The sequence below is a fragment of the Rhodococcus sp. PAE-6 genome (genome assembly GCF_025290685.1).
Lineage (GTDB): Bacteria > Actinomycetota > Actinomycetes > Mycobacteriales > Mycobacteriaceae > Rhodococcus > Rhodococcus pyridinivorans.
In genome coordinates, this window is sequence record NZ_JAOCLZ010000001.1 from 121,879 (window position 1) to 142,912 (window position 21,034).

The following is a 21,034-nucleotide window of genomic DNA, read 5'->3' on the forward strand; positions in this document are numbered from 1 at the left end:
CGGACCGTCGCCCCCGATCCGGCCCGCCGACGGTTCGGCCGCGCCTATCGTGGACGGATGAGCGGTCCGACAGCGGAATCCGACAGCTATGACGTGATCGTCCTCGGCGCGGGCCCGGCCGGGGAGAACGCCGCCCAGTACGCCATCGCCGGCAGCGACCGCACCGCGGTGCTCGTCGAACACGAACTCGTCGGCGGCGAATGTTCCTACTGGGCCTGCATGCCCAGCAAAGCCCTGCTGCGCCCCGCCCAGGTGCTCACCACCGCCCGCAACATGCCCGGCGTCGCCGACAAGATCAGCGCCCACGGCGTCGAGGTACCGGCCGTACTCGCCCGCCGCGACAGCTTCACCCACAACCGCGACGACAGTTCCCAGGTGGACTGGGCCGAGGGCGCGGGTATCGACGTCGTCCGCGGCCACGGCCGCCTCGCCGGCGAACGCACCGTCACCGTCACCGGCAGCGACGGGGAGCGTCGCCTGCAGGCCCGGCACGCCGTGGTCCTGGCCACCGGCACCGTCCCGTCGATCCCGGACCTGCCCGGGCTGCGCGACGCGCTGCCGTGGACCTCCCGCGATGCGACGAACCTGCTCGAGGTCCCCCGCCGGGTGCTGGTGGTCGGCGGCGGTGTCGTCGCCTGCGAAACCGCCACCTGGCTGAGGCAACTCGGCGTCGAGGAACTCACCCTCGCGGTGCGCGGCGACCGGTTGCTGCCGCGCGTGGAGCCGTTCGCCGCCGAACGCGTCGCCACCCGCATGGTCCACAAGGGCCTGAATGTGCGCTACGGCACCGAGATCCGCTCGGTGCAGCGCCCCGACGTCAAGGACACCGGCGTCGGCCGCATCCACGGCGGTCCCGCCACCGTGGAGTTGTCCGACGGCAGCACTGTCGAGGTCGACGAGATCGTCGTCGCCGCCGGCCGCTGCCCCGCCGTGGACGGGCTCGGTCTCGACACTGTCGGCCTGACCGACGGGAAGGTGACCGTCGCCGACGATCTCACCGTCGACGGGGTCGACGGCCAGTGGCTGTATGCGGTCGGGGACATCGCCGGTCGCGCCGCACTGACCCACATGGGCAAATACCAGGCGCGGGTGTGCGGGGACGTCATCGCCGCCCGCGCCGAGAACCGCCCCACCGACGGGTCACGGTTCCGGGCGAGCGCCGACCACGGGCAGGTCCCGCAGGTGATCTTCACCGTCCCGGAGATCGCCGCGGTCGGCCGCACCGCCGAGCAGGCCCGCGCCGACGGACTCGACGTCGAGGTCCTCGAGGCCGACATCGATGTCGCCGGCGCCTCGCTCGCCCGCGACGACTACGCCGGCCACGCCGCGCTCGTCGTCGACCGCGCCACCGACACCCTCGTCGGCGCGACCTTCGTCGGCCAGGAGGTCGCCGAACTCGTCCACGCCGCCACGATCGCCCTGGTCGGGAAGGTGCCGCTGGACGCCCTGTGGCATGCGGTGCCGTCCTACCCCACCATCAGCGAGATCTGGTTGCGGCTGCTCGAATCCCGCCGCAGCTGATCGTCTCTCGCGCGTGCAGTTGTCGTCGCGACACGCCGAACAGCGACGACGAGAACTGCACGCCGGCGGTCAGCGCGGCAGCCGCCGCCAGATCGCGCGCGGCAACAGCCGCATCCCGAAGAACACCGGCCGCAGCACCGCCGGCACCCACACCTCCCCGCGCCCGCGGTGCAGCGCCCGCACCGTCGCGTCGGCGACCTGCGGTGGGGTGCTCGACAACGGTGCCGGGCTCATACCCTCCGTCATCCGGCCGATCACGAAACCGGGGCGCACCAGCAGCAGCGAGATTCCGCTGCCGTGCAAGGCATCCGCCAGGCCGGACGCGAAACCGTCGAGGCCTGCCTTCGCGGAGCCGTAGACGTAGTTGGCGCGGCGCACCCGCCACCCGGCCACGGAGGAGAACACCACCAGCCGACCCGAGCCCTGGGCGCGCAGCCGCTGCGCCAGGTCGGTGAGCAACGCGACCTGCGCGAGATAGTCGGTGTGCACGATCGACACCGCATGGGCCGCATCGGTTTCCGCGCGGGCCTGGTCGCCGAGGATGCCGAAGGCCAGCACCGCCACATCGATCGGCCCGAAGGCGGCGATCCGGTCGAGCACCGCGGTGTGGGTGTCGAGAGCATCGGCGTCGAACTCGACCGGATGCACCGCCGTGGCACCCGCTGCCCGCACGGCGGCGCACTCGTCGGCCAGGTCGTCGGCGCGACGCGCGGCCAGGATCACGGTGCGGCCCGCCGCGAGGCGGGTGGCGACCTCGACGCCGATCTCGCTGCGTCCCCCGAAGATGACGACGGTTCCCTGCGCGGTGTGGTTCATGCGGCCCAGTGTCCCGGGTCGATCTCCGGGATGCAGTGTCGGGGTTCTACTGTCTGCGGGATGGACAGTGACCGCACCCCGAGCATCGACGTCTTCCTCGCCGATCTGAAGTCCCGCCGCGACCTCGCGACCGGGCACGCCGCCGAGGAGGGTTTCCCGGAGTTGGCCACCGTCCTGCTCACCGTCGCCGAACTCGACCGGCTGCTGGGCATCGTCGAGGACTACGACACCGAGATCCTCACCTACGAGGTTCTCACCGGCGCGCAGACGAAGTTCGCCCGCAAGATCCGCGCCCGCAACGAGGCGCTGCGGCAGGCCGCCGCCGACCATCCCGGTCCCCTCGCCGACAAGCTGCTCGCCCTGCTCGACGAGCGGTGAACCCGGCCGGGTGTCAGCCCGGCAGCACCGTCAATCCGTGCGGGCGCTGGTTCATCGACTCGCAGCCGTCCTCGGTGACGACGACGATGTCCTCGATCCGCGCACCCCACTCACCGCGGAAGTAGATGCCCGGTTCGATGCTGAACGCCATGCCGGGCTGCAGGATGTCGTCGTTGCCGGAGACGATGTACGGCTCCTCGTGCACCGACAGGCCGATGCCGTGCCCGGTGCGGTGCACGAACGCCTCCCCGTAGCCGGCGGCGGCAAGCAGGTTGCGGGCGGCGGCGTCGACGTCCTCGGCGCGCACGCCGGGCCGCACCGCATCCACTGCGGTCTGTTGTGCCTTCTCGAGCACCGCAATCTTCGTCGCGATCTCCGGGTCCGGTTCGCCGATGCTGTAGGTGCGGGTCGAATCCGAGTAGTAGCCAGGTTCGACGGGACCACCGATGTCGACGACGACGATGTCGCCGGATTCGATGACCCGCTCGGACACCTCGTGGTGCGGGTCGGCGCCGTGCGGGCCGGAACCGACGATGACGAACGCCGCCGCGGTGTGTCCCTCTTCGAGGATCGCGGCGGTGATGTCTGCGGCCACCTCGGCTTCGGTGCGTCCCGCGCGCAACCATTCACCCATGCGGGCGTGCACCCGGTCGATGGCGGCACCAGCGCGGCGCAACGCCTCGACCTCGTCGGTGTCCTTGACCATCCGCAGCTGCCGGATCACCGACGTCGCAAGCGCCGGGGCGTTGCCGAACCGGGCGGTCAGCGGCACCAGGTGCAGCGCCGGCATCGCCTCGGTCACCGCGAACGCCCCCGCCGTCGCGACGAGTTCGCGCACGAGCGCGTAGGGATCCTGACCGTCCACCCAGTCCCGCACCGGCAGACCGAGCTCACCGATCGCGGAGTCGTTCAGCGACGCCAACTCCAGCCGCGGCACCACCACGGTGGCGCCGGAGCCGTCGGTGGGGATCACCAGGCAGGTCAGGCGCTCGAACGACTCGGCGCGCGAACCGGTGAGATACCGCAGGTCCGGTCCGGGGGTGATGAGCAGCGCGTCGAAGCCGGCGGCGGCACCGAGTTCGGCGGCGCGGGCCAGGCGGGCCGCGTAACGGTCGGCGGGGAATCGGGGGGCGGCAGTGGTCATGTCTTCGAGCCTAGTGGCCGCGGCCGGATGGCAGGATGTGGTCCGTGACCGCACCGGAGAACCCCACGCCCGCACCGGACCCCACGCTGATGTTGCTCGACGGCGCGAGCCTGTGGTTCCGCGCCTTCCACGCCATCCCGGAGAAGGTCACCGCCCCCGACGGCAGCCCGGTCAACGCGGTGCGCGGCTTCGTGGACATGGTGGCCTCGCTGATCCGCACCCACCGCCCCACCCGGCTGGTGGTATGCCTGGATCTGGACTGGCGGCCGGCCTTCCGTGTCGCGGCGATCCCCAGTTACAAGGCGCACCGGGTCGCCACCGGGTCGGACGGCACCGTCGAGGAGGTCCCACCCGCGCTGCTGCCGCAGGTGCCGGTGATCCTCGACGTGCTCGCCGCCGCCGGCATCGCCACCGGCGGGGCGGCCGGTTTCGAGGCCGACGACGTGCTCGGCACCCTCGCCGCCCGCGAGACCATCGACCGGGTGATCGTGGTCAGCGGCGACCGCGACCTGCTGCAGGTCGTCGCCGACAGTCCGGTGCCGGTGCGGGTGCTCTACGCCGGGCGCGGATTGGCCAAGGCCGAGTTGTTCGATCCGGCGTTGGTCGCCGAACGCTACGGGGTGCCCGGCGAGCGGGCCGGCGCCGCCTACGCCGAACTCGCGGTGCTGCGCGGCGACCCGTCGGACGGACTGCCCGGCGTCAAGGGGGTCGGGGAGAAGACCGCCGCGTCGTTGCTGCAGCAGTACGGCTCTCTCGACGCGGTGCGCGCGGCCGCGGTCGACGAGTCGTCGTCGATGGCGAAGGGCATGCGGGTCAAACTCGCCGCTGCGGCGGACTATCTGGATGCGGCGCTGCCGGTGGTGCGGGTCGCCACCGACGCGGACGTGGACCTGTCCCGCTCGGACGTGTTGCCGGCGGCACCGGCCGCTCCGGAGCAGCTCACTGCGCTGGCGCAGCGGTGGGGTCTGGAACGGCCGGTGTCCGCGCTGGTCGCGGCCCTGGCCGACCGATGACCGCTTCCGGTCAGTTGGGGCGGCCGACCTCGTAGGTGCCGTTGTCGTCGGTGACGGTGACGGTCACCTCCCGGAACTGGCCGTCCACGGTGACCGCGCAGGTGAAGCTGTGGCCGGCCTCGACCTTCTGATCGCTCGGGCACTGCACGTCGCCGACCTGCCCGGCCCCGTAGGACTCGGTGAGCACCTTCGCGATGCCCGCCTGGGTGGACTCGGTGTCGAGGACCTTCCCACCGAACATCGTCGCGGCGAGGATCCCGACGATGGCGAGCACCACGACGAGCCCGGCGCCGCCGAGGATCCACGGCAGCTTCGACTTGCCGTTCTGCTGAGGCGCGCCGCCAGGCTGCTGCCAGGTGTTCGCGGGCGCTCCCCAGGGCTGCGCCCCGGCGGGCTGCTGCCCACCCCACCCGGGGACGGGCTGCGTCGGTTGCTGACCGGGCGCGCCCCACGGCTGCTGTGCGCCCGGTTGCTGACCCCAGCCCGGTGCCTGTCCTGGTGCCTGCTGACCGGGTGCCGGCTGCCCCCAGCCGGGGGCGGGCGGCTGTGGGGCCGGACCCCAGCCCTGTTGCGGCGCACCGGTCGGCGCACCCCACGGATTCTGATGCCCGGCACCGGGCTGCGCGGGAGTCTGCTGCCCGGCGGGCGGCGCCCACCCGGGCTGCGGAGCGTTCCCGCCCGCACCGGTGTCGGGTTGCCACGGCGACTGCCCGGCGGTCGACTGTCCCCAGCCGGTGCCGCTGCCCTGCCCCCACTGCTGCTGTCCGGCGGGCGGCGCCCACGGTGATCCGGGCTGCTCACCGCCCCCGGAGGTCGGGTTGGGTGCCCATGGATCCGTCGATTCCGGCGGCTTCTGCCCCGGCGAGTCCTGCGGTTCGTTCGGCCCGGTCATCGTCGTCTCCACTCACCCTTCCCGTTGTGTGCCCATACGGTAGCGTCCACCCGCCGCGCGGGCATCCACGCCTACCGGGCGTCCCGGACACCCCGCAGGGGCCGGGTCATTCGGCGGTGGGATCGACGGCGACGACCCCGCGACGCACCGCCCCGACCGCCTTGCCGGCGGTGCGGGCGAGTTCCGGATCGTCCGCGCAGGTGCGGATCTGGTCGAGCAGATCGATCAGCTGCCGGCACCACCGCACGAAATCTCCGGGTGAGAGTTCCTTGCCGGCGGCCTCCGCAGCGACGAGCGCCTCGGTCAGCGACGCGGTCGACGCCCAGGTGTAAGCGGCGGTGACGAAACCCAGATCCGGTTCGCGGGTCGGGGGCAGCCGGTGCCGGATCTCGTCGGCCCGCAAGCCGTCGCAGATCCGGGTGGTCTCGGCCAGCGCGTGCCGGATCGAGCCGGTCGGCCCGACGACGGTGACCGGTTCGTCGGTGCGCGACTCGTAGATCACCGCCGAGGCGACCGCCGCGAGTTCGGCGGCGGACAGTCCCGTCCAGGCACGGCGACGCACGCATTCGGCGACCAGCAGATCCGATTCGGTGTAGATGCGGGCGAGCCGCTCCCCCGCCTCGGTGGTCGCCGGATCGTCACCCTCGGTGAGATAGCCGCGTTCGGTGAGCAGCGCGACGATCCGCTCGAAGGTGCGCGCCAGCGAATCCGTCGCCGCGGCGGCCTTGCGGCGCTGCTGCTGGGTTTCGCGCAGCAACCGGTGGTAGCGCTCCCCGGCACGCGCCAGCGAGTCCAGATCGGGGTGCTTGCGGGCCGGATGGTGCTTGAGTTCGCGGCGCAACGCGTCGATCTCGCGGGTGTCGCCCTTGGACGTGCTGCGCTTGGGACGGCGCGGCGGCACGAGGCCCTTCGACCGCAACGCCGACGCGATGTCGCGGCGCCCACGGCCGGTGCGGTGATCGACGTGCCGCGGCAGCCGCAGCGTGCCCAGCACCGTCGCCGGGGTCGGGAAGTCCCCGGCGGAGAGGCGACCGGACCACGCGTCGGCGGTGACGACCTGCGGCCGCGGATCGCCGGCGTCGGTGTCCGGCAGCACCACCACGGCCAGGCCGGTGTGTTTACCGGCGGGCACGGCGATGATGTCACCGCGCCGCAGGGTCACCAGCGACGCCACCGCCGCGGCCCGGCGATCCTGCTTGCCGCGCCGCTCGTGGGCGCGTTCGGCGTCGGTCAGCTCGGCGCGCAACCGCAGATAGTCGAGGATCTCGCTGCCCTCACCGCCGAGCTGGTCGCGCAGCTGTGCGAGGGTGGCCTCGTTGCGGTCGATGCCGCGTTTGAGACCGACCACCGACTTGTCGGCCTGGAACTGGGCGAAAGACATCTCCAGCAGCGCCCGCGACCGTTCCACCCCGACGGCGTCGATGAGGTTGACCGCCATGTTGTAGGACGGGCGGAACGAGCTGCGCAGCGGGAAGGTGCGGGTGGAGGCGAGCCCGGCGACCGCCGCCGGTTCGATGCCCGGCTGCCACAGCACCACCGCGTGGCCCTCGACGTCGATGCCGCGCCGCCCGGCCCGGCCGGTCAGCTGCGTGTACTCGCCGGGGGTCAGCTCGGCGTGGGTGTCGCCGTTGAACTTGACGAGCTTTTCGAGCACCACGGTGCGGGCCGGCATGTTGATGCCCAGCGCGAGGGTCTCGGTGGCGAACACCGCCCGCACCAGCCCCCGCACGAACAGTTCTTCGACGGTGTGCCGGAAAGCCGGCAACATCCCGGCGTGGTGGGCGGCGATGCCGCGTTCGAGGGCGGTGCGCCACGACGCGTAGCCGAGGACCTCGAGGTCGCCGCGCGGCAGATCCCGGGTGTGCTCGTCGACGATCCGGCGGATCTCGGCGGCTTCGGTCTCGTCGGTCAGGTGCAGACCCGAGCGCAGGCACTGCTGCACCGCGGCGTCGCAACCGGCGCGGCTGAACACGAAGGTAATCGCCGGCAACAGACCGTCGCGGTCGAGACGGACGATGACCTCCGGGCGCGGCGGCGGCCGGAAGCGGGGGCCGCGTTCACCCCAGCGGTCCATCCCGGACAGACTCTGCCGTTGCCGCACCGCCGACGCCAGCTCCGGGTTAACGACGATGTCGCGGCGCCGCCGGGTCGGGGCGGTGTCGGTGTCGGCGCGGCGGTCGAACAGGTCGTAGATGCGGGAGCCGAGCATCATGTGCTGGTGCAGCGGGATGGGCCGCACCTCGTCGACGACGACGGTGGTGTCGCCGCGCACCGTGGTCATCCAGTCGCCGAACTCCTCGGCGTTCGACACGGTCGCCGACAGCGACGCCAGCCGCACGTCCTCGGGCAGGTGCAGGATCACCTCTTCCCACACCGCGCCGCGGAACCGGTCGGCGAGGAAGTGCACCTCGTCCATCACCACGTGGGTGAGCCCGATCAGGGCGGTGGACGACGCGTAGATCATGTTGCGCAGCACCTCGGTGGTCATCACCACCACCGGCGCATCGGAGTTGATGGACTGGTCGCCGGTGAGCAGACCCACCGAGTCCCGGCCGTGCCGGGCACACAGATCGGCGTACTTCTGGTTGCTCAGCGCCTTGATCGGGGTGGTGTAGAAGCACTTGGAACCGCCCTGCAGCGCCAGATACACCGCGAACTCGCCGACGACGGTCTTGCCGGCGCCGGTGGGGGCGCACACCAGCACCGAATGCCCACCCTCGAGGGCGCGGCACGCCTCGATCTGGAACGGATCGAGCGGGAACCCGAGGCCGGTGGCGAACTCCGCGAGCTGCGGGGTGGGGACGAGCGGCGCGGTGCCGGTCTCGTCGTTACCGGCAGGGCCGGGAGTGGGGTCGCCGGTCACAGGGTGTCGGAGTAGTCGGTGCGGGCCGGATCGGTCCGTACGGTGTCGGTGGGCGCCGTCGGCGCTGCCGGCTCCACCGGGCTCGGGGCCGGGATCGTCGAACCCTCGTCGTCGTCGAGATCGGCCCAGCCCTCGGCGCGGGCCTTGCGGGCGCGGCGCCGGTCGGTCAGCCGGGCGATCTGGATGGCGAACTCCACGAGCAGCGTGAGCGCCAACGCCAGGGCGAGCATGGAGAACGGATCCTGGCCGGGGGTGGCGATGGCGGCGAAGACGAACACCGCCATGATCAGCCCGCGCCGCCACGCCTTGAGCTTGGCGTAGGGCAGCACCCCGACGCCGTTGAGCGCGACGATCACCAGCGGGATCTCGAAGGACACCCCGAAGATCACCAGCAGGTTGATGAGGAACCCGAAGTACTCGGCGCCCGACAGAGCGGTGACCTGCACGTCGTTGCCGACGGACAGCAGGAACGACAACGCGTGGGAGATCACCAGATAGGCCAGCACCGCGCCGGTGACGAACAGCGCCGCCCCGCAGGTGACGAAGCCGATCGCGTAGCGGCGTTCCTTGCGGTACAGGCCGGGGGTGACGAACGCCCACAGTTGGTACAGCCAGATCGGGCACGCCATGACGATGCCGGCGGTCGCGGCGACCTTCAGGCGCAGCATGAACTGATCGAACGGTCCGGTGGCGAGCAGTCGGCACGAGCCGTCGTTGCTCAGGTCGGCGCGGGCCGAGGCGGGTAGGTCGCAGTAGGGGCCGCGCAGGATCTCCCCGAGGCTGTCGAGGCCGAACAGGCTGCGGCTGTACCAGACGAAGCCGAGGATGGTGGTGAGCACGATCGCAGCGAGAGCGATCAGCAGACGCGTGCGCAATTCGTAGAGGTGCTCGACCAGCGACATGGTGCCGTCGGGATTGGTCTTGCGCCGGCTTCGGCGCGGATCGAACGGGATGCGCACGGTGCGGTTCTCAGCTCCTGTCGAGACCACCGGCGTGCGGGCGTGCCGGGGTCAGCGGAACGCCGGGACACCCGTGGTGGGCGCCCCGGCAGGATGAACGTCGGTCAGGCAGACCGCGGTTCGGTGTGCGTGTTCGGCGCGACGGGATCGGCTGTCGGCTGCGCGGCCGGCAACGGATTCGGCGCCGGCTGCGGCGTGGATGCCCGGGCGTCGTCGTTCTGCATCTCCTTGACCTCGCTCTTGAAGATCCGGAGCGAACGACCGAGACCGCGCGCGGCGTCGGGCAGCTTCTTCGAACCGAAGAGAATCACGACCACCAGCGCCACGATGGCCCAGTGCCAGGGGCTCATTGCACCCATTTACAACAACCTCCACTGATCGGCTCCGATCGATGCTACCGGACCTCGAGCACACACCGAGGCTTCGCGCCGGTGTATCCACCCACAATTTGCGGAGGGTTCACACCGATGTTGCACAACGCGACCGTCACGGTGTCGGACCCGCACCGCGGGTCGCGTTCTCCCCGTCGAGCTCGGCATAGGCCGCCAGCGCCGCCTCGGCCCGCGCCCGCACCGCGGCCCGCAACTCCGGTGGGTCGAGCACCTGCACCCCGGCGCCGAGACCGACGAGCAGCCGCGCCATCCACCCCGGCGACGCGTACCGCATCGACGCCTCGCACCTGCCGTCGGGAAGCACCTGCACGTCGGTGAGCGGGTAGTAGTCGAGCAGCCAGGTATACGACGGGGCGATGCGCAACCGCGCGGCGGGCAGCGACGGGTCGCCCTCGAACAGTTCGAGGTGCTCGTCGTCGGTGATCGCCCGGTGCGGCGGTCGCGTCGGCTCGTCGAGCACGGTGGCGGCGTCGATGCGGTCGAAGCGGAACAGCCGCACTCCTTCGGCGCTGCGGCACCACGCCTGCAGGTAGGCGTGTTCGTCGATGATGACGATGCGGATCGGGTCGACGTCGCGTTCGGAGACGGTGTCGCGGGAAGCCGAATAGTAGGTCAGGTGCACGGCGCGCCCGTCGCGCACCGCGGCCCGCACCTGTCCGGCGGCGTCGGAGTCCCCGGCTGCCTCCGGATCAGGCTCGGCAGTCGCCGCGGTGGCGGTGTCGGCGGGCAGCGCGGCGGTCCCGGCGGCCGCCTCGATCTTCGCGATCGCCGACTGCGCCGCGGACGGGTCGACGACGCCGGGCATCTCCTGCAGCGACCGCAGCGCCACGAGCAGCGCGGTGGCCTCGGTGGAGGTCAGCCGCAGGGGTCGTTCGATGCCCGCGGTGAAGGTCACCACGATGCTGTCCTCGGAGAACGACAGGTCGATCAGATCACCGGGTCCGTAGCCGGGCAGGCCGCACACCCACAGCTGGTTCAGATCGTCCATCACCTGCTTGGGGGTGACCCCGAGATCGCGGGCGGCCTCGGCCGCGCTGATCCCCGGGTGCGCCAGGAAGTAGGGCACGAGATTGAGCAGTCGTCCCAGTCGCGCCGACAGTCGTGTGCTCATCGCTCCTCCTCCCCCGCATCCGTGACCGCCTGTTCGAGGATGCGGTGCACCTCGGCCCGTAACTCCGGTGGGTCGAGGACCAACGCGTCCGCGCCCTGCCCGGCGACGATCCGGGCGATCCATTCCCACGAGCGCACCGGCACCTCGAGTTCCACCCCGTCGCGGTCGCCGATCCGCCGGGCCGCGCCGGTCCGTCCGAGCCGGCGTAGCTCCCACGCGCGTCCATCGGCCACCCACAGGCGTGCCGATCCGCTGACCTCCGCCGGGGAGGTCGCGGCGAGCACCCGCCCCCGCAGATCCACGCCCTCCGGGATCTGCACCGCCCCCTCGGGGCCGATCGCGGTGATCTCGTCACCGATGCGCGAGAGCCGGAAGGTGCGCACGGCGTCGCGGTCGCGGTCGTGGCCGACGAGATACCAGCGGCCGTGCACGGTGACCACACCCCACGGTTCGACGGTGCGTGTCGACCACGGCTCGGTGGGGGAACTGCGGTGGGTGAACCGCACCGCGCGGCGCGCGTCGATCGCGGCGAGCAACGCGGTCAACGCGGGTTCGGAACCGCGGGCGCGCGGCGGCAGCGGTGCGACGACCTCTCCGCCGTCGGAGTCGACACGGATCCCGGCGGCGCGCAGCTTGAGCACCGCGCCCTGCGCGGCGGCGGTCAGCTCCGGCGATTCCCACAGCGCGGCGGCGACGGCCACGGCGGCGGTCTCCTCGCGGGTGAGGTCGATCTCGGGCAGTTCGTAGGCGTCGCGGTTGATGCGGTAGCCCTCCACCGTCGACGACCGCGACGGCCGGCCCGTCTCGAGGGGCACCCCGAGATCGCGCAGTTCGTTCTTGTCCCGCTCGAACATGCGGCTGAACGCCTCGTCGCTCGCGCATTCGGAGTAGCCGGCCACCGAGGCACGGATCTTCTCCGCGGTCACGAACTGTCGGGTGGACAGCAGCGCGATGACCAGGTTCACCAGCCGTTCGACTTTCGAGATCGCCACGCGCCAACCCTAGTGCCCGCGCGCCTCCGGCACCGCATCACCGTCCATCGGAGCGGACCGGATGGTCCGCTCCGATGGACGGCGGTCCTTACATGGAGGCGATGAGCCGTTCGACGCGTTCGTCGACGGACCGGAACGGGTCCTTGCACAACACGGTGCGCTGCGCCTGGTCGTTGAGCTTCAGATGCACCCAGTCGACGGTGAAATCGCGGCCCGCGGCCTGCGCGGCGGCGATGAAATCACCGCGCAGCTTCGCGCGGGTGGTCTGCGGTGGGGTGTTCACCGCGGCGTCGACGGACTCGTCGTCGGTCGCCCGCGCCGCCAGTCCCTTGCGTTGCAGCAGGTCGAACACGCCGCGTCCGCGTTTGATGTCGTGATAGGCCAGGTCGAGCTGGGCGATCTTCGGGTCGGACAGCTCCATGTTGTAGCGGTCCTGGTAGCGCTGGAACAGCTTGCGCTTGATCACCCAGTCGATCTCGGTGTCGACCTTCGCGAAGTCCTGCGATTCGACGGCGTCGAGGACGCGGCCCCACAGGTCCACCACCTGCGCGACGTGCGGGTCGGGTTCGCGCTGGTGCAGATATTCCACCGCCCGCGCGTGGTATTCGCGCTGGATGTCCAGGGCGCTGGCCTGCCGGCCGCCGGCCAGGCGCACCGGGCGCCGGCCCGTCAGGTCGTGGGAGACCTCGCGGATGGCGCGGATCGGGTTGTCGAGCGCGAAGTCCCGGAACGGCACCCCGGCCTCGATCATCTCGAGCACCAGCGCCGCCGACCCCACCTTGAGCATGGTGGTGGTCTCGGACATGTTCGAGTCCCCGACGATCACGTGCAGGCGCCGGTACTTCTCGGCGTCGGCGTGCGGCTCGTCGCGGGTGTTGATGATCGGCCGCGACCGGGTGGTCGCTGACGAGACGCCCTCCCAGATGTGCTCGGCGCGTTGCGACAGGCAGAAGGTGGCGGCCTTGGGGGTCTGCAGCACCTTCCCGGCGCCGCAGATCAGCTGGCGGGTCACCAGGAAGGGCAGCAGCACATCGGAGATGCGGGAGAACTCGCCGACGCGGGCGACGAGATAGTTCTCGTGGCAGCCGTAGGAGTTGCCCGCAGAGTCGGTGTTGTTCTTGAACAGGAAGATGTCGCCGCCGATGCCTTCCTCGGCCAGACGCTGCTCGGCGTCGATGAGCAGTTCCTCGAGGACCCGCTCACCGGCATGGTCGTGCTCGACGAGCTGGAGCAGGTCGTCGCACTCGGCGGTGGCGTACTCGGGGTGCGAACCGACATCGAGATACAGTCGCGCCCCGTTCCGCAGGAAGACGTTCGAACTGCGCCCCCAGGACACCACCCGGCGGAACAGATAGCGGGCCACCTCGTCGGGGCTCAACCGACGATGCCCGTGGAAGGTACACGTGACGCCGAACTCCGTCTCGATACCCATGATTCGTCGCTGCACACTTCGACAGTACCGCGCGAACCCGACCCCCATGGGTCGCAACGACATCTACGGTCGAGGTGTGATCGTTCCCGAGCGTTACCGCACCGCCGACCGGGCCCTGTTCGAGCGCTCCGGGGCGCTGCGCGCGTCCCCCGCCGACCCGCTGCTGCGCGATCTCGGACGCGCCGCCAACCACAGTGTGCTGTGGGTGGCGTGCGCCGCGGTGTGCGCCACCGCCGGCGGTCACGCCCGCCGCGGAGCGGTGCGGGGTCTGCTGTCGGTAGCCGGGGCCAGCGCCTTGACCAACGGGCTGCTCAAACCGCTGTTGCCGCGCCGCCGGCCCCCGGCGCGCACCGACCCGAAGTTTCGACGCCGCACGGTGCCGATCCCCCGCTCGTCGTCGTTCCCGTCCGGGCACGCCGCGTCGGCGGCGGCGTTCGCGACCGGGGTGGCGCTCGAATCCCCTGCGGCTGGGGCGGTTCTGGCGCCGCTGGCCGCGGCGGTGGCCTATTCACGGGTGCACACCGGCGTGCACTGGCCCGGCGACGTCGTCGTCGGCGCCGCGGTCGGGGCGACGGTGGCGTGGTCGACGCGCCGCTGGTGGGCGGTGCGCAGCCGCGAACCGGCGACCGTGCAGGTTGCGGCGGCCGCGCCCGCCCTGCCCGGCGGCGACGGAATGCTGCTGGTGGTCAACCGCGATGCCGGGACCGCCGAGGAGATCGCCGCGCGGGTCACCGCCGCGCTGCCGAGGGTGCGTCGCGTCGATCTGGATCCCGACGGTGATCCGGCGGAGCAGTCGGAACGTCTGCTGACCGAATATCGGCCGCAGGCGGTGGGGGTGTGCGGCGGGGACGGCACCGTCGCGGCGGTGCTCGACGTCGCCGTCACCGCGCGGCTGCCGGTGGCGGTCTTCCCCGGCGGCACCCTCAACCATTTCGCGCTCGATCTCGGCGTGGTGGACCTGGACGAGACGGTGCGGGCGGTCACCGCCGGGCAGGCGGTGGCCGTCGGGCTCGGGCAGGTCACGGTGACCGGGCCGGACGGGCGCACGGTGCGGCGGTTCGTCAACACCGCCAGCCTCGGTGGCTATCCGGATGCGGTGCGGTTGCGGCAGCACTGGGAACCGCGGATCGGCAAGTGGCCGGCGGCGGGGTTGGCGATGCTCGCGGTGCTGCGCACGGCGAGCCCGATGCCGGTCCGCATCGACGGGGCGGGGCGGGCGGTGTGGTTGCTGTTCGTCGGCAACGGCCGCTACACCCCGGCAGATCAGGTGCCGATGTCCCGGGCGCATCTGGATCCGGGCACCCTCGACGTGCGGTATCTACCCGCGGAGAGTCGGTTCTCGCGGCTGCGTCTGCTCCTCGCTGCGGCGACCGGCACCCTCGGCGCGTCACCGATGTATCGGCAGCGGCACATCCCGGGCCTGGCGGTGGAGGTCATCGGGGATCCGGTGGCGTTGGCCACCGACGGGGAGGTCCTCGCCGACGGCACCGGTTTCGACTTCGAGGTGGTGCCGTCGGCGTTGACGGTCTATCGGCTCGCGGTGGATCAGCCCGCGTCGGGACCGGACTCGGTCTCCGAGCCGGTCGCGGTGTCGGACCCCGATTCGGGGGCCGGATCGGCGGGCGTCTCCGACGGCGCCGCCTGAGCGGACCCGGTGCTGGGCAGCAGCGCGTCGAGCGCCGCCCCCGAGATACGCCGGAAGGCGCGGCGCGGCCGCTGCTTCTCGAGCACCGCGACCTCGAGTTCCCCGCGGCCGAGCACCCGCGGCGCCGCGTCGGCGGTGGCGGGCTGCTGCAGCGCGGTCACCGCCACGGCGACCGCCTCGTCGAGCGGCAGACCCGGCTTGTACGACGAGCGCAGCGCGGTGATGATCGGTTCGGTGTTGCCGCCCATCACCACGAACTGCGGTTCGTCGACGATCGAGCCGTCGTAGGTGATGCGGTACAGCTGCGGGCCGTCGTCGGTGTCGGCGCGCCCGACCTCGGCGACGCAGATCTCCACCTCGTACGGCTTGGGCTGCTCGGTGAAGATGGTGCCGAGGGTCTGCGCGTAGGCGTTCGCCAGTGCCCGCCCGGTCACGTCCCGCCGGTCGTAGGAGTAGCCGCGCATGTCGGCGTGCATGATCCCGGCGCGCCGCAGATTCTCGAACTCGTTGTACTTGCCGACGGCCGCGAAACCGACCCGGTCGTACAGTTCGCTGATCTTGTGCAGCGCCTTCGACGGATTCTCCGCCACCAGCAGCACACCGCCGGCGTAGGTCAACGCGATCACCGACCGGCCGCGGGCGATGCCCTTACGGGCCAGCTCCGAGCGATCGCGCATGATCTGCTCGGCGGACGCATAGTACGGAAGTGTCACCGGGCATCTCCTGCGGTGCGGTCGGCCACGATGGTGCGGGCCAGCTCGGACAGGGTTTCCTCCGCGACGGCCACGGCCCCGGCCGCGGTGATCACCACCGCCGTCGGGTAGATCCCGCGGGTGGTGTCGGGACCACCGGTGGCGGTGTCATCGTCGGCCGCGTCGTACAGCGCCTCGACGGCGCTGCGCAGCGCGCTCTGCTCGTCGGCATCGGCGCGGTAGAGCTTCTTGAGCGACGAGCGGGCGAACAACGATCCGGAGCCGACCGCGTGGTAGCCGGCGCGTTCCTCGTAGCGGCCCCCGACCACGTCGTAGGACACGATCCGCCCGGCGCGGTGCGCATCGGACGCGTCGAGGTCGAAACCGACCAGCAACGGCACCACGGCCAAGCCCTGCATGGCCGCACCGAGATTGCCGCGCACCATCGACGAGAGCCGATTGGCCTTGCCGTCGAAGGTCAGCGGCACACCTTCGATCTTCTCGTAGTGCTCGAGTTCGACCGCGAACAGTCGCACGAGCTCGATCGCCAGACCCGCGGTGCCGGCGATGCCGGCCGCCGAATAGTTGTCGGTGATGAACACCTTGTCGACATCGCGGGAGGCGATCAGGTTACCCATGGTCGCGCGCCGGTCGCCGGCGATGAGCACACCCCCGTCGAAGGTCAGCGCCACGATGGTGGTGCCGTGCGGGGCGAGGTCCACGTGGTCACCTCGTTCGAATCGGAACCGGTTCTCCGGCAGCATCTCCGGGGCGTGCATCCGCAGGTGGTCGGAGAACGACGACAAGGGCGACGCGAGGTGCAGCTTCGGCTGCACCTCGCGGTAGGGAAGAGAGGATCGTTCGGCTGTCACTGGCCACCTTTCTGCACATATGCCCGCACGAAGTCCTCTGCGTTCTCCTCGAGCACGTCGTCGATCTCGTCGAGAAGATCGTCGGTGTCCGAGGCGAGCTTCTCGCGACGCTCCTGACCGGCACCGCCGTCACCGACGACCTCGTCGTCGTCTCCGCCGCCACCGCGTGTGGTCTGCTCCTGTGCCATAGCCGCCGACCTCCTCCTGTACTCGGCGCGGAACCGTCACCGGTCGACGATCGGTGTGGTCACCGCTGCTTCGAACTCCTACCCTACCCAGCGAACCGGTCCACCGGTGGCGACACGCGTACTCGCGGCCTGTGATCCGGCCACCGCCCTCCGCCGGGAGGGGCGGTCAGTGAGTGAGCTGATCGACCAGTTCCGCCGCCGACTGCGCAGTCTCGAGCAGCTCCCCGACATGCGCGCGGCTGCCACGCAGCGGCTCGAGCGTCGGGATGCGCACCAGCGATTCGCGACCGAGATCGAAGATCACCGAATCCCAGCTCGCCGCCGCGATATCGGCACCGAAACGGCGCAGGCACTCACCGCGGAAGTAGGCGCGGGTGTCCGAAGGCGGGGTGTGCACCGCATCGAGGACCTGCTGCTCGGACACCAGCCGCTGCATCGACCCGCGGGCCACGAGGCGGTTGTACAGGCCCTTGTCCAGGCGCACATCCGAGTACTGCAGGTCGACCATGTGCAGGCGCGGCGCCGACCAGGACAGTCCCTCGCGGTTGCGGAAGCCCTCGAGCAGCCGCAGCTTCGCGGGCCAGTCCAGCAGGTCGGCGCATTCCATCGGGTCGCGTTCGAGCAGATCGAGCACCATCGCCCACTTGTCGAGGATGTCGAGGATCCGCTTGTCCTCGGTGCCGTCGTGGAACTTCGCGACCCGCTCGTGGTAGATCCGCTGCAGCGCCAGACCTGTCAGCTCCCGGCCGTCGGCGAGCGCGACGGTCTTGCGCAGCGACGGGTCGTGGCTGATGTGGTGCACCGCGGTGACCGGGCGGGCGAGCTGCAGATCCGACAGGTCGATGCCGGCCTCGATCAGGTCGAGCACCAGCGCGGTGGTGCCGACCTTGAGGTAGGTGGACATCTCCGCCAGATTCGCATCGCCGATGATCACGTGCAGGCGCCGGTACTTGTCGGCGTCGGCGTGCGGCTCGTCGCGGGTGTTGATGATGCCGCGCTTGAGGGTGGTCTCGAGACCGACCTCGACCTCGATGTAGTCGGCGCGCTGCGAGAGCTGGAAACCGGGCTCGTCACCGGACTGGCCGATCCCGACCCGGCCGGAGCCGGTGATGACCTGCCGGGAGACGAAGAACGGGGTCAGGCCCGCGACGACCGCGGAGAACGGGGTCTCGCGGTCCATCAGGTAGTTCTCGTGGGTGCCGTAGGAGGCGCCCTTGCCGTCGACATTGTTCTTGTACAGCTGCAGTCGCGGCGCGCCGGGCACACTCGACGCGTGCCGGGCGGCGGCCTCCATCACCCGTTCCCCGGCCTTGTCCCAGATCACCGCGTCGAGGGGGTCGGCGACCTCCGGGGCGGAGTATTCGGGGTGGGCGTGGTCGACGTACAGGCGCGCCCCGTTGGTGAGGATCATGTTCGCGGCACCGACCTCGTCGGCGTCGATGACCGGGGCCGGGCCGTTGAACCGCCCCAGATCGAAGCCCCGCGCGTCGCGCAGGGGCGATTCGACCTCGTAATCCCAGCGGGTGCGCCTCGCGCGCGGCACCCCCTCGGCGGCCGCGTAGGCCAGCACCGCCTGCGTGGAGGTCAGGATCGGGTTCGCCGATGGCTCGTTGGGTGAGGAAATCCCGTACTCGACCTCGATACCGATGATCCGCTGCATGCCCTCGAGCCTAGGCGATCCGGACGCTCACGGTCGTGACCAGCCCCGCCACCGGTCAGCGGTGCGGCTGCGGGGTGCAGTCCAGATAGCCGTGCGCCCCGATCGCCTGCAGCGCCACCCGCACCGGCAGCGGCGCCCAGCTCGCCTGCGGATCGGTCCCGAGCCGCGGGTCGCGCACCGGGATCGCCCTGCCCCGGGTGTGCACCACCGCCTCGCCGGCGGCGCACACGTTGCGCACCCAATCGGTGTCGGCGCCGTAGGTCAACGCGATCCGCAGATCGTCACCGACGGTGAACAGCAGCACCGGGGTGCGGAACACCCGGCCCGAGCGGCGCCCGCGATGCTCGACCACCGCGGTGCCCGGCAGCAGCTGCGCGAACGGGGTGGTGACCCGGTTGGTGACGATCTTGTTGAACCGGGCCAGGGTGCGCGGCAACGGCACGGTCGGTCCTCCCCCTGGATAGGCCGCGACGGCCGGACCTTCCGGAGGAGGGAAGGCCCGGCCGTCGCGGATCGATTGTCGCGGGTCGATTCCTACAGGTACTGGCCGGTGTTCGACTCGGTGTCGATCGCGCGGCTCGCGCTGGCGTTCTTGCCGGTGACCAGGGTGCGGATGTACACGATCCGCTCGCCCTTCTTCCCCGAGATCCGGGCCCAGTCGTCCGGATTCGTGGTGTTGGGCAGGTCCTCGTTCTCGGCGAACTCGTCGACGATCGAATCGAGCAGGTGCTGCACCCGCAGACCGGGCGCCCCGGTCTCGAGCACCGACTTGATCGCATACTTCTTCGCCCGGTCGACGATGTTCTGGATCATCGCGCCGGAGTTGAAGTCCTTGAAGTACAGGACCTCCTTGTCGCCGTTGGCGTAGGTGACCTCGAGGAAACGGTTGTCCTCGGACTCGGCGTACATCCGCTCGACGACCCGCTCGATCATCGCCCGCACGCACGCGACCCGATCGCCGCCGAACTCGGCGAGATCGTCGGCGTGCACCGGCAGGCTCTCGGTCAGGTACTTCGAGAAGATGTCCTGCGCGGCCTCCGCGTCCGGACGCTCGATCTTGATCTTCACGTCGAGGCGGCCGGGCCGCAGGATCGCCGGGTCGATCATGTCCTCACGGTTCGACGCGCCGATGACGATGACGTTCTCGAGCCCTTCGACACCGTCGATCTCGGCGAGCAGCTGCGGCACCACCGTGGTCTCCACATCGGAGGACACACCGGAACCGCGGGTGCGGAAGATCGAATCCATCTCGTCGAAGAACACGATCACCGGGGTGCCCTCGGACGCCTTCTCCCGGGCCCGCTGGAAGATCAACCGGATGTGCCGTTCGGTCTCACCGACGAACTTGTTCAGCAGCTCCGGGCCCTTGATGTTCAGGAAGAACGACTTCGCTTCCTTCGAATCGTCCCCGCGGGCCTCGGCGATCTTCTTCGCCAGCGAGTTCGCGACCGCCTTCGCGATCAGGGTCTTACCGCAACCGGGCGGGCCGTACAGCAGCACACCCTTCGGCGGGCGCAGCGAGTACTCGCGGAACAGGTCCTTGTGCAGGAAGGGCAGCTCCACCGCGTCGCGGATCTGCTCGATCTGCCGGCCCAGACCGCCGATGTCGCTGTAGCCGACGTCCGGGACCTCCTCGAGCACGAGATCCTCGACCTCGGCCTTGGGGATCCGTTCGAAGGCGTAGCCGGCCTTGCTGTCGACCAGCAACGAATCACCGGGGCGCAGCGTGAACGAGTTCTCGTCGTCGACGAGCAGATCGGTCTTGTCGTCGGCGGCGGCCGCGGCGAGCGGGGCGGCCAGCCACACGATGCGTTCCTCGTCGGCGTGCCCGACCACCAGCGCGCGGGTGCCGTCGTCGAGCACCTCCCGCAGGGTGGTGATCTCGCCGACGCGTTCGAAACCACCGACCTCCACGACGGTCAACGCCTCGTTCAGCCGCACCGTCTGACCGGGCCGGAAGGTGTCGAGTTCGAGATTCGGGGACACCGCGACCCGCATCTTGCGGCCCGAGGTGAACACGTCGACGGTCTGATCGTCGAACGTCTCGAGCAGCACCCCGTAGCCGCTCGGCGGCTGGGCCAGCCGGTCGACCTCCTCGCGCAGCGTGATCAGCTGCTGGCGCGCATCCTTGAGGGTCTCGAGCAGTTTGCCGTTGCGGACCGTGAGGGACTCGAGCCGGGCTTCGAGGTCGCGTACCTGATCGGACGGTTCGCCGAGCCGACGACGCAAGGTCGCCACCTCTGCGCGCAACTCTTCGATTTCGCGTGCCGCCGCAACCGCATCCGGCTTCTCTGACGAGCTCATAGCGACTCCCTCCACTGTCGGTCATTCCACGCTACCGGGACATCGCCCCACATGGGGGAGGACACGAAACAGTCGTGTTCCGAACATGTGTCGCGCGTGGGGCGCGCCATGGCGCCGCACCTCCGGCACGCTGTTAGGCTCCCCTAAATATCGTGCGTCG

19 protein-coding genes are annotated in these 21,034 nt (G+C 70.8%); 4 read left to right on the forward strand and 15 right to left on the reverse strand.

Annotation, left to right across the window (positions count from 1 at the left end; genetic code table 11):
- Nucleotides 1-57 precede the first annotated feature (57 nt).
- A complete protein-coding gene (locus NVV99_RS00500) occupies nucleotides 58-1,521 on the forward strand; it encodes an NAD(P)/FAD-dependent oxidoreductase (protein WP_260782738.1) in 1,464 nt (487 codons plus the stop codon).
- Nucleotides 1,522-1,590: 69 nt separating this feature from the next.
- Here NVV99_RS00500 and NVV99_RS00505 read toward each other — a convergent pair whose 3' ends face one another.
- Complete coding sequence (locus NVV99_RS00505) at nucleotides 1,591-2,337, reverse strand: SDR family NAD(P)-dependent oxidoreductase (RefSeq protein WP_024101049.1); 747 nt, start codon at nucleotides 2,335-2,337, stop codon at nucleotides 1,591-1,593.
- A 60-nt stretch (nucleotides 2,338-2,397) separates the two neighbouring features.
- On the opposite strand from NVV99_RS00505, the gene NVV99_RS00510 reads away from it, so the two are divergent.
- Nucleotides 2,398-2,715 (forward strand): hypothetical protein, encoded by a 318-nt coding sequence (locus NVV99_RS00510; RefSeq protein ID WP_024101048.1) that lies wholly within the window; start codon nucleotides 2,398-2,400, stop codon nucleotides 2,713-2,715.
- Nucleotides 2,716-2,728: 13 nt separating this feature from the next.
- Here NVV99_RS00510 and NVV99_RS00515 read toward each other — a convergent pair whose 3' ends face one another.
- The gene (locus tag NVV99_RS00515) at nucleotides 2,729-3,859 is read right to left on the reverse strand and encodes a Xaa-Pro peptidase family protein (protein ID WP_024101047.1); all 1,131 of its coding nucleotides are present in this window, start codon (nucleotides 3,857-3,859) and stop codon (nucleotides 2,729-2,731) included.
- A gap of 35 nt (nucleotides 3,860-3,894) precedes the next feature.
- Between NVV99_RS00515 and NVV99_RS00520 the strand changes: the two genes are divergently transcribed.
- Nucleotides 3,895-4,872, forward strand: coding sequence for a 5'-3' exonuclease (locus NVV99_RS00520; RefSeq protein ID WP_006552184.1), 978 nt, complete (start codon nucleotides 3,895-3,897; stop codon nucleotides 4,870-4,872).
- Nucleotides 4,873-4,882: 10 nt separating this feature from the next.
- Here NVV99_RS00520 and NVV99_RS00525 read toward each other — a convergent pair whose 3' ends face one another.
- The 7 genes from NVV99_RS00525 to pafA all read right to left on the reverse strand — a co-directional run bounded on the left by NVV99_RS00525 (nucleotide 4,883) and on the right by pafA (nucleotide 13,528).
- Nucleotides 4,883-5,764 (reverse strand): DUF4333 domain-containing protein, encoded by an 882-nt coding sequence (locus NVV99_RS00525; protein ID WP_041803710.1) that lies wholly within the window; start codon nucleotides 5,762-5,764, stop codon nucleotides 4,883-4,885.
- A gap of 106 nt (nucleotides 5,765-5,870) precedes the next feature.
- Nucleotides 5,871-8,627 (reverse strand): RNA helicase, encoded by a 2,757-nt coding sequence (locus NVV99_RS00530; RefSeq protein ID WP_024101044.1) that lies wholly within the window; start codon nucleotides 8,625-8,627, stop codon nucleotides 5,871-5,873.
- A complete protein-coding gene (gene tatC / locus NVV99_RS00535; RefSeq protein ID WP_024101043.1) occupies nucleotides 8,624-9,586 on the reverse strand; it encodes a twin-arginine translocase subunit TatC in 963 nt (320 codons plus the stop codon). The genes NVV99_RS00530 and tatC overlap by 4 nt, the downstream gene beginning before the upstream one ends.
- A gap of 104 nt (nucleotides 9,587-9,690) precedes the next feature.
- Nucleotides 9,691-9,945, reverse strand: a complete 255-nt coding sequence (tatA, locus tag NVV99_RS00540) for a Sec-independent protein translocase subunit TatA (protein WP_024101042.1) — start codon at nucleotides 9,943-9,945, stop codon at nucleotides 9,691-9,693.
- Nucleotides 9,946-10,072: 127 nt separating this feature from the next.
- The gene (locus tag NVV99_RS00545) at nucleotides 10,073-11,089 is read right to left on the reverse strand and encodes a YafY family protein (RefSeq protein ID WP_193902032.1); all 1,017 of its coding nucleotides are present in this window, start codon (nucleotides 11,087-11,089) and stop codon (nucleotides 10,073-10,075) included.
- Nucleotides 11,086-12,081, reverse strand: a complete 996-nt coding sequence (locus tag NVV99_RS00550) for a YafY family protein (protein ID WP_006552178.1) — start codon at nucleotides 12,079-12,081, stop codon at nucleotides 11,086-11,088. The genes NVV99_RS00545 and NVV99_RS00550 overlap by 4 nt, the downstream gene beginning before the upstream one ends.
- 88 nt (nucleotides 12,082-12,169) lie before the next feature.
- A complete protein-coding gene (pafA, locus tag NVV99_RS00555) occupies nucleotides 12,170-13,528 on the reverse strand; it encodes a Pup--protein ligase (protein WP_026061779.1) in 1,359 nt (452 codons plus the stop codon).
- A 31-nt stretch (nucleotides 13,529-13,559) separates the two neighbouring features.
- Here pafA and NVV99_RS00560 point away from each other — a divergent pair, with 31 nt between their 5' ends.
- Nucleotides 13,560-15,158 carry a bifunctional phosphatase PAP2/diacylglycerol kinase family protein gene (locus NVV99_RS00560; RefSeq protein ID WP_051424826.1) on the forward strand — a complete coding sequence of 533 codons (1,599 nt, stop codon included), beginning with the start codon at nucleotides 13,560-13,562 and terminating at the stop codon, nucleotides 15,156-15,158.
- Here NVV99_RS00560 and prcA read toward each other — a convergent pair.
- The 6 genes from prcA to arc all read right to left on the reverse strand — a co-directional run bounded on the left by prcA (nucleotide 15,059) and on the right by arc (nucleotide 20,874).
- Nucleotides 15,059-15,871: a proteasome subunit alpha gene (gene prcA / locus NVV99_RS00565; RefSeq protein WP_006552175.1), complete on the reverse strand. Its 813-nt coding sequence runs from the start codon at nucleotides 15,869-15,871 to the stop codon at nucleotides 15,059-15,061. The genes NVV99_RS00560 and prcA overlap by 100 nt on opposite strands.
- Entirely contained in the window at nucleotides 15,868-16,629 is a 762-nt protein-coding gene (gene prcB / locus NVV99_RS00570) for a proteasome subunit beta (RefSeq protein ID WP_228045135.1), read from the reverse strand. Before prcB ends, prcA begins: the two co-directional genes overlap by 4 nt.
- A gap of 89 nt (nucleotides 16,630-16,718) precedes the next feature.
- Complete coding sequence (locus NVV99_RS00575; RefSeq protein ID WP_006552173.1) at nucleotides 16,719-16,910, reverse strand: ubiquitin-like protein Pup; 192 nt, start codon at nucleotides 16,908-16,910, stop codon at nucleotides 16,719-16,721.
- Nucleotides 16,911-17,076: 166 nt separating this feature from the next.
- Nucleotides 17,077-18,570: a depupylase/deamidase Dop gene (gene dop / locus NVV99_RS00580; RefSeq protein ID WP_006552172.1), complete on the reverse strand. Its 1,494-nt coding sequence runs from the start codon at nucleotides 18,568-18,570 to the stop codon at nucleotides 17,077-17,079.
- Nucleotides 18,571-18,625: 55 nt separating this feature from the next.
- Nucleotides 18,626-19,012: a nitroreductase family deazaflavin-dependent oxidoreductase gene (locus NVV99_RS00585; protein ID WP_019289524.1), complete on the reverse strand. Its 387-nt coding sequence runs from the start codon at nucleotides 19,010-19,012 to the stop codon at nucleotides 18,626-18,628.
- Nucleotides 19,013-19,104: 92 nt separating this feature from the next.
- Entirely contained in the window at nucleotides 19,105-20,874 is a 1,770-nt protein-coding gene (arc, locus tag NVV99_RS00590) for a proteasome ATPase (protein WP_024101038.1), read from the reverse strand.
- Nucleotides 20,875-21,034: the final 160 nt, after the last annotated feature.

Excerpts from the sequence above, each read along its gene's own strand:
- NVV99_RS00500 (WP_260782738.1), top strand. The coding sequence starts at position 58 with ATGAGCGGTCCGACAGCGGAATCCGACAGCTATGACGTGATCGTCCTC.
- NVV99_RS00505 (WP_024101049.1), bottom strand. The coding sequence starts at position 2,337 with ATGAACCACACCGCGCAGGGAACCGTCGTCATCTTCGGGGGACGCAGC.
- NVV99_RS00510 (WP_024101048.1), top strand. The coding sequence starts at position 2,398 with ATGGACAGTGACCGCACCCCGAGCATCGACGTCTTCCTCGCCGATCTG.
- NVV99_RS00515 (WP_024101047.1), bottom strand. The coding sequence starts at position 3,859 with ATGACCACTGCCGCCCCCCGATTCCCCGCCGACCGTTACGCGGCCCGC.
- NVV99_RS00520 (WP_006552184.1), top strand. The coding sequence starts at position 3,895 with ATGTGGTCCGTGACCGCACCGGAGAACCCCACGCCCGCACCGGACCCC.
- NVV99_RS00525 (WP_041803710.1), bottom strand. The coding sequence starts at position 5,764 with ATGACCGGGCCGAACGAACCGCAGGACTCGCCGGGGCAGAAGCCGCCG.
- tatA (WP_024101042.1), bottom strand. The coding sequence starts at position 9,945 with ATGGGTGCAATGAGCCCCTGGCACTGGGCCATCGTGGCGCTGGTGGTC.
- NVV99_RS00545 (WP_193902032.1), bottom strand. The coding sequence starts at position 11,089 with ATGAGCACACGACTGTCGGCGCGACTGGGACGACTGCTCAATCTCGTG.
- NVV99_RS00560 (WP_051424826.1), top strand. The coding sequence starts at position 13,560 with ATGGGTCGCAACGACATCTACGGTCGAGGTGTGATCGTTCCCGAGCGT.
- prcB (WP_228045135.1), bottom strand. The coding sequence starts at position 16,629 with ATGCACGCCCCGGAGATGCTGCCGGAGAACCGGTTCCGATTCGAACGA.
- NVV99_RS00575 (WP_006552173.1), bottom strand. The coding sequence starts at position 16,910 with ATGGCACAGGAGCAGACCACACGCGGTGGCGGCGGAGACGACGACGAG.
- dop (WP_006552172.1), bottom strand. The coding sequence starts at position 18,570 with ATGCAGCGGATCATCGGTATCGAGGTCGAGTACGGGATTTCCTCACCC.
- arc (WP_024101038.1), bottom strand. The coding sequence starts at position 20,874 with ATGAGCTCGTCAGAGAAGCCGGATGCGGTTGCGGCGGCACGCGAAATC.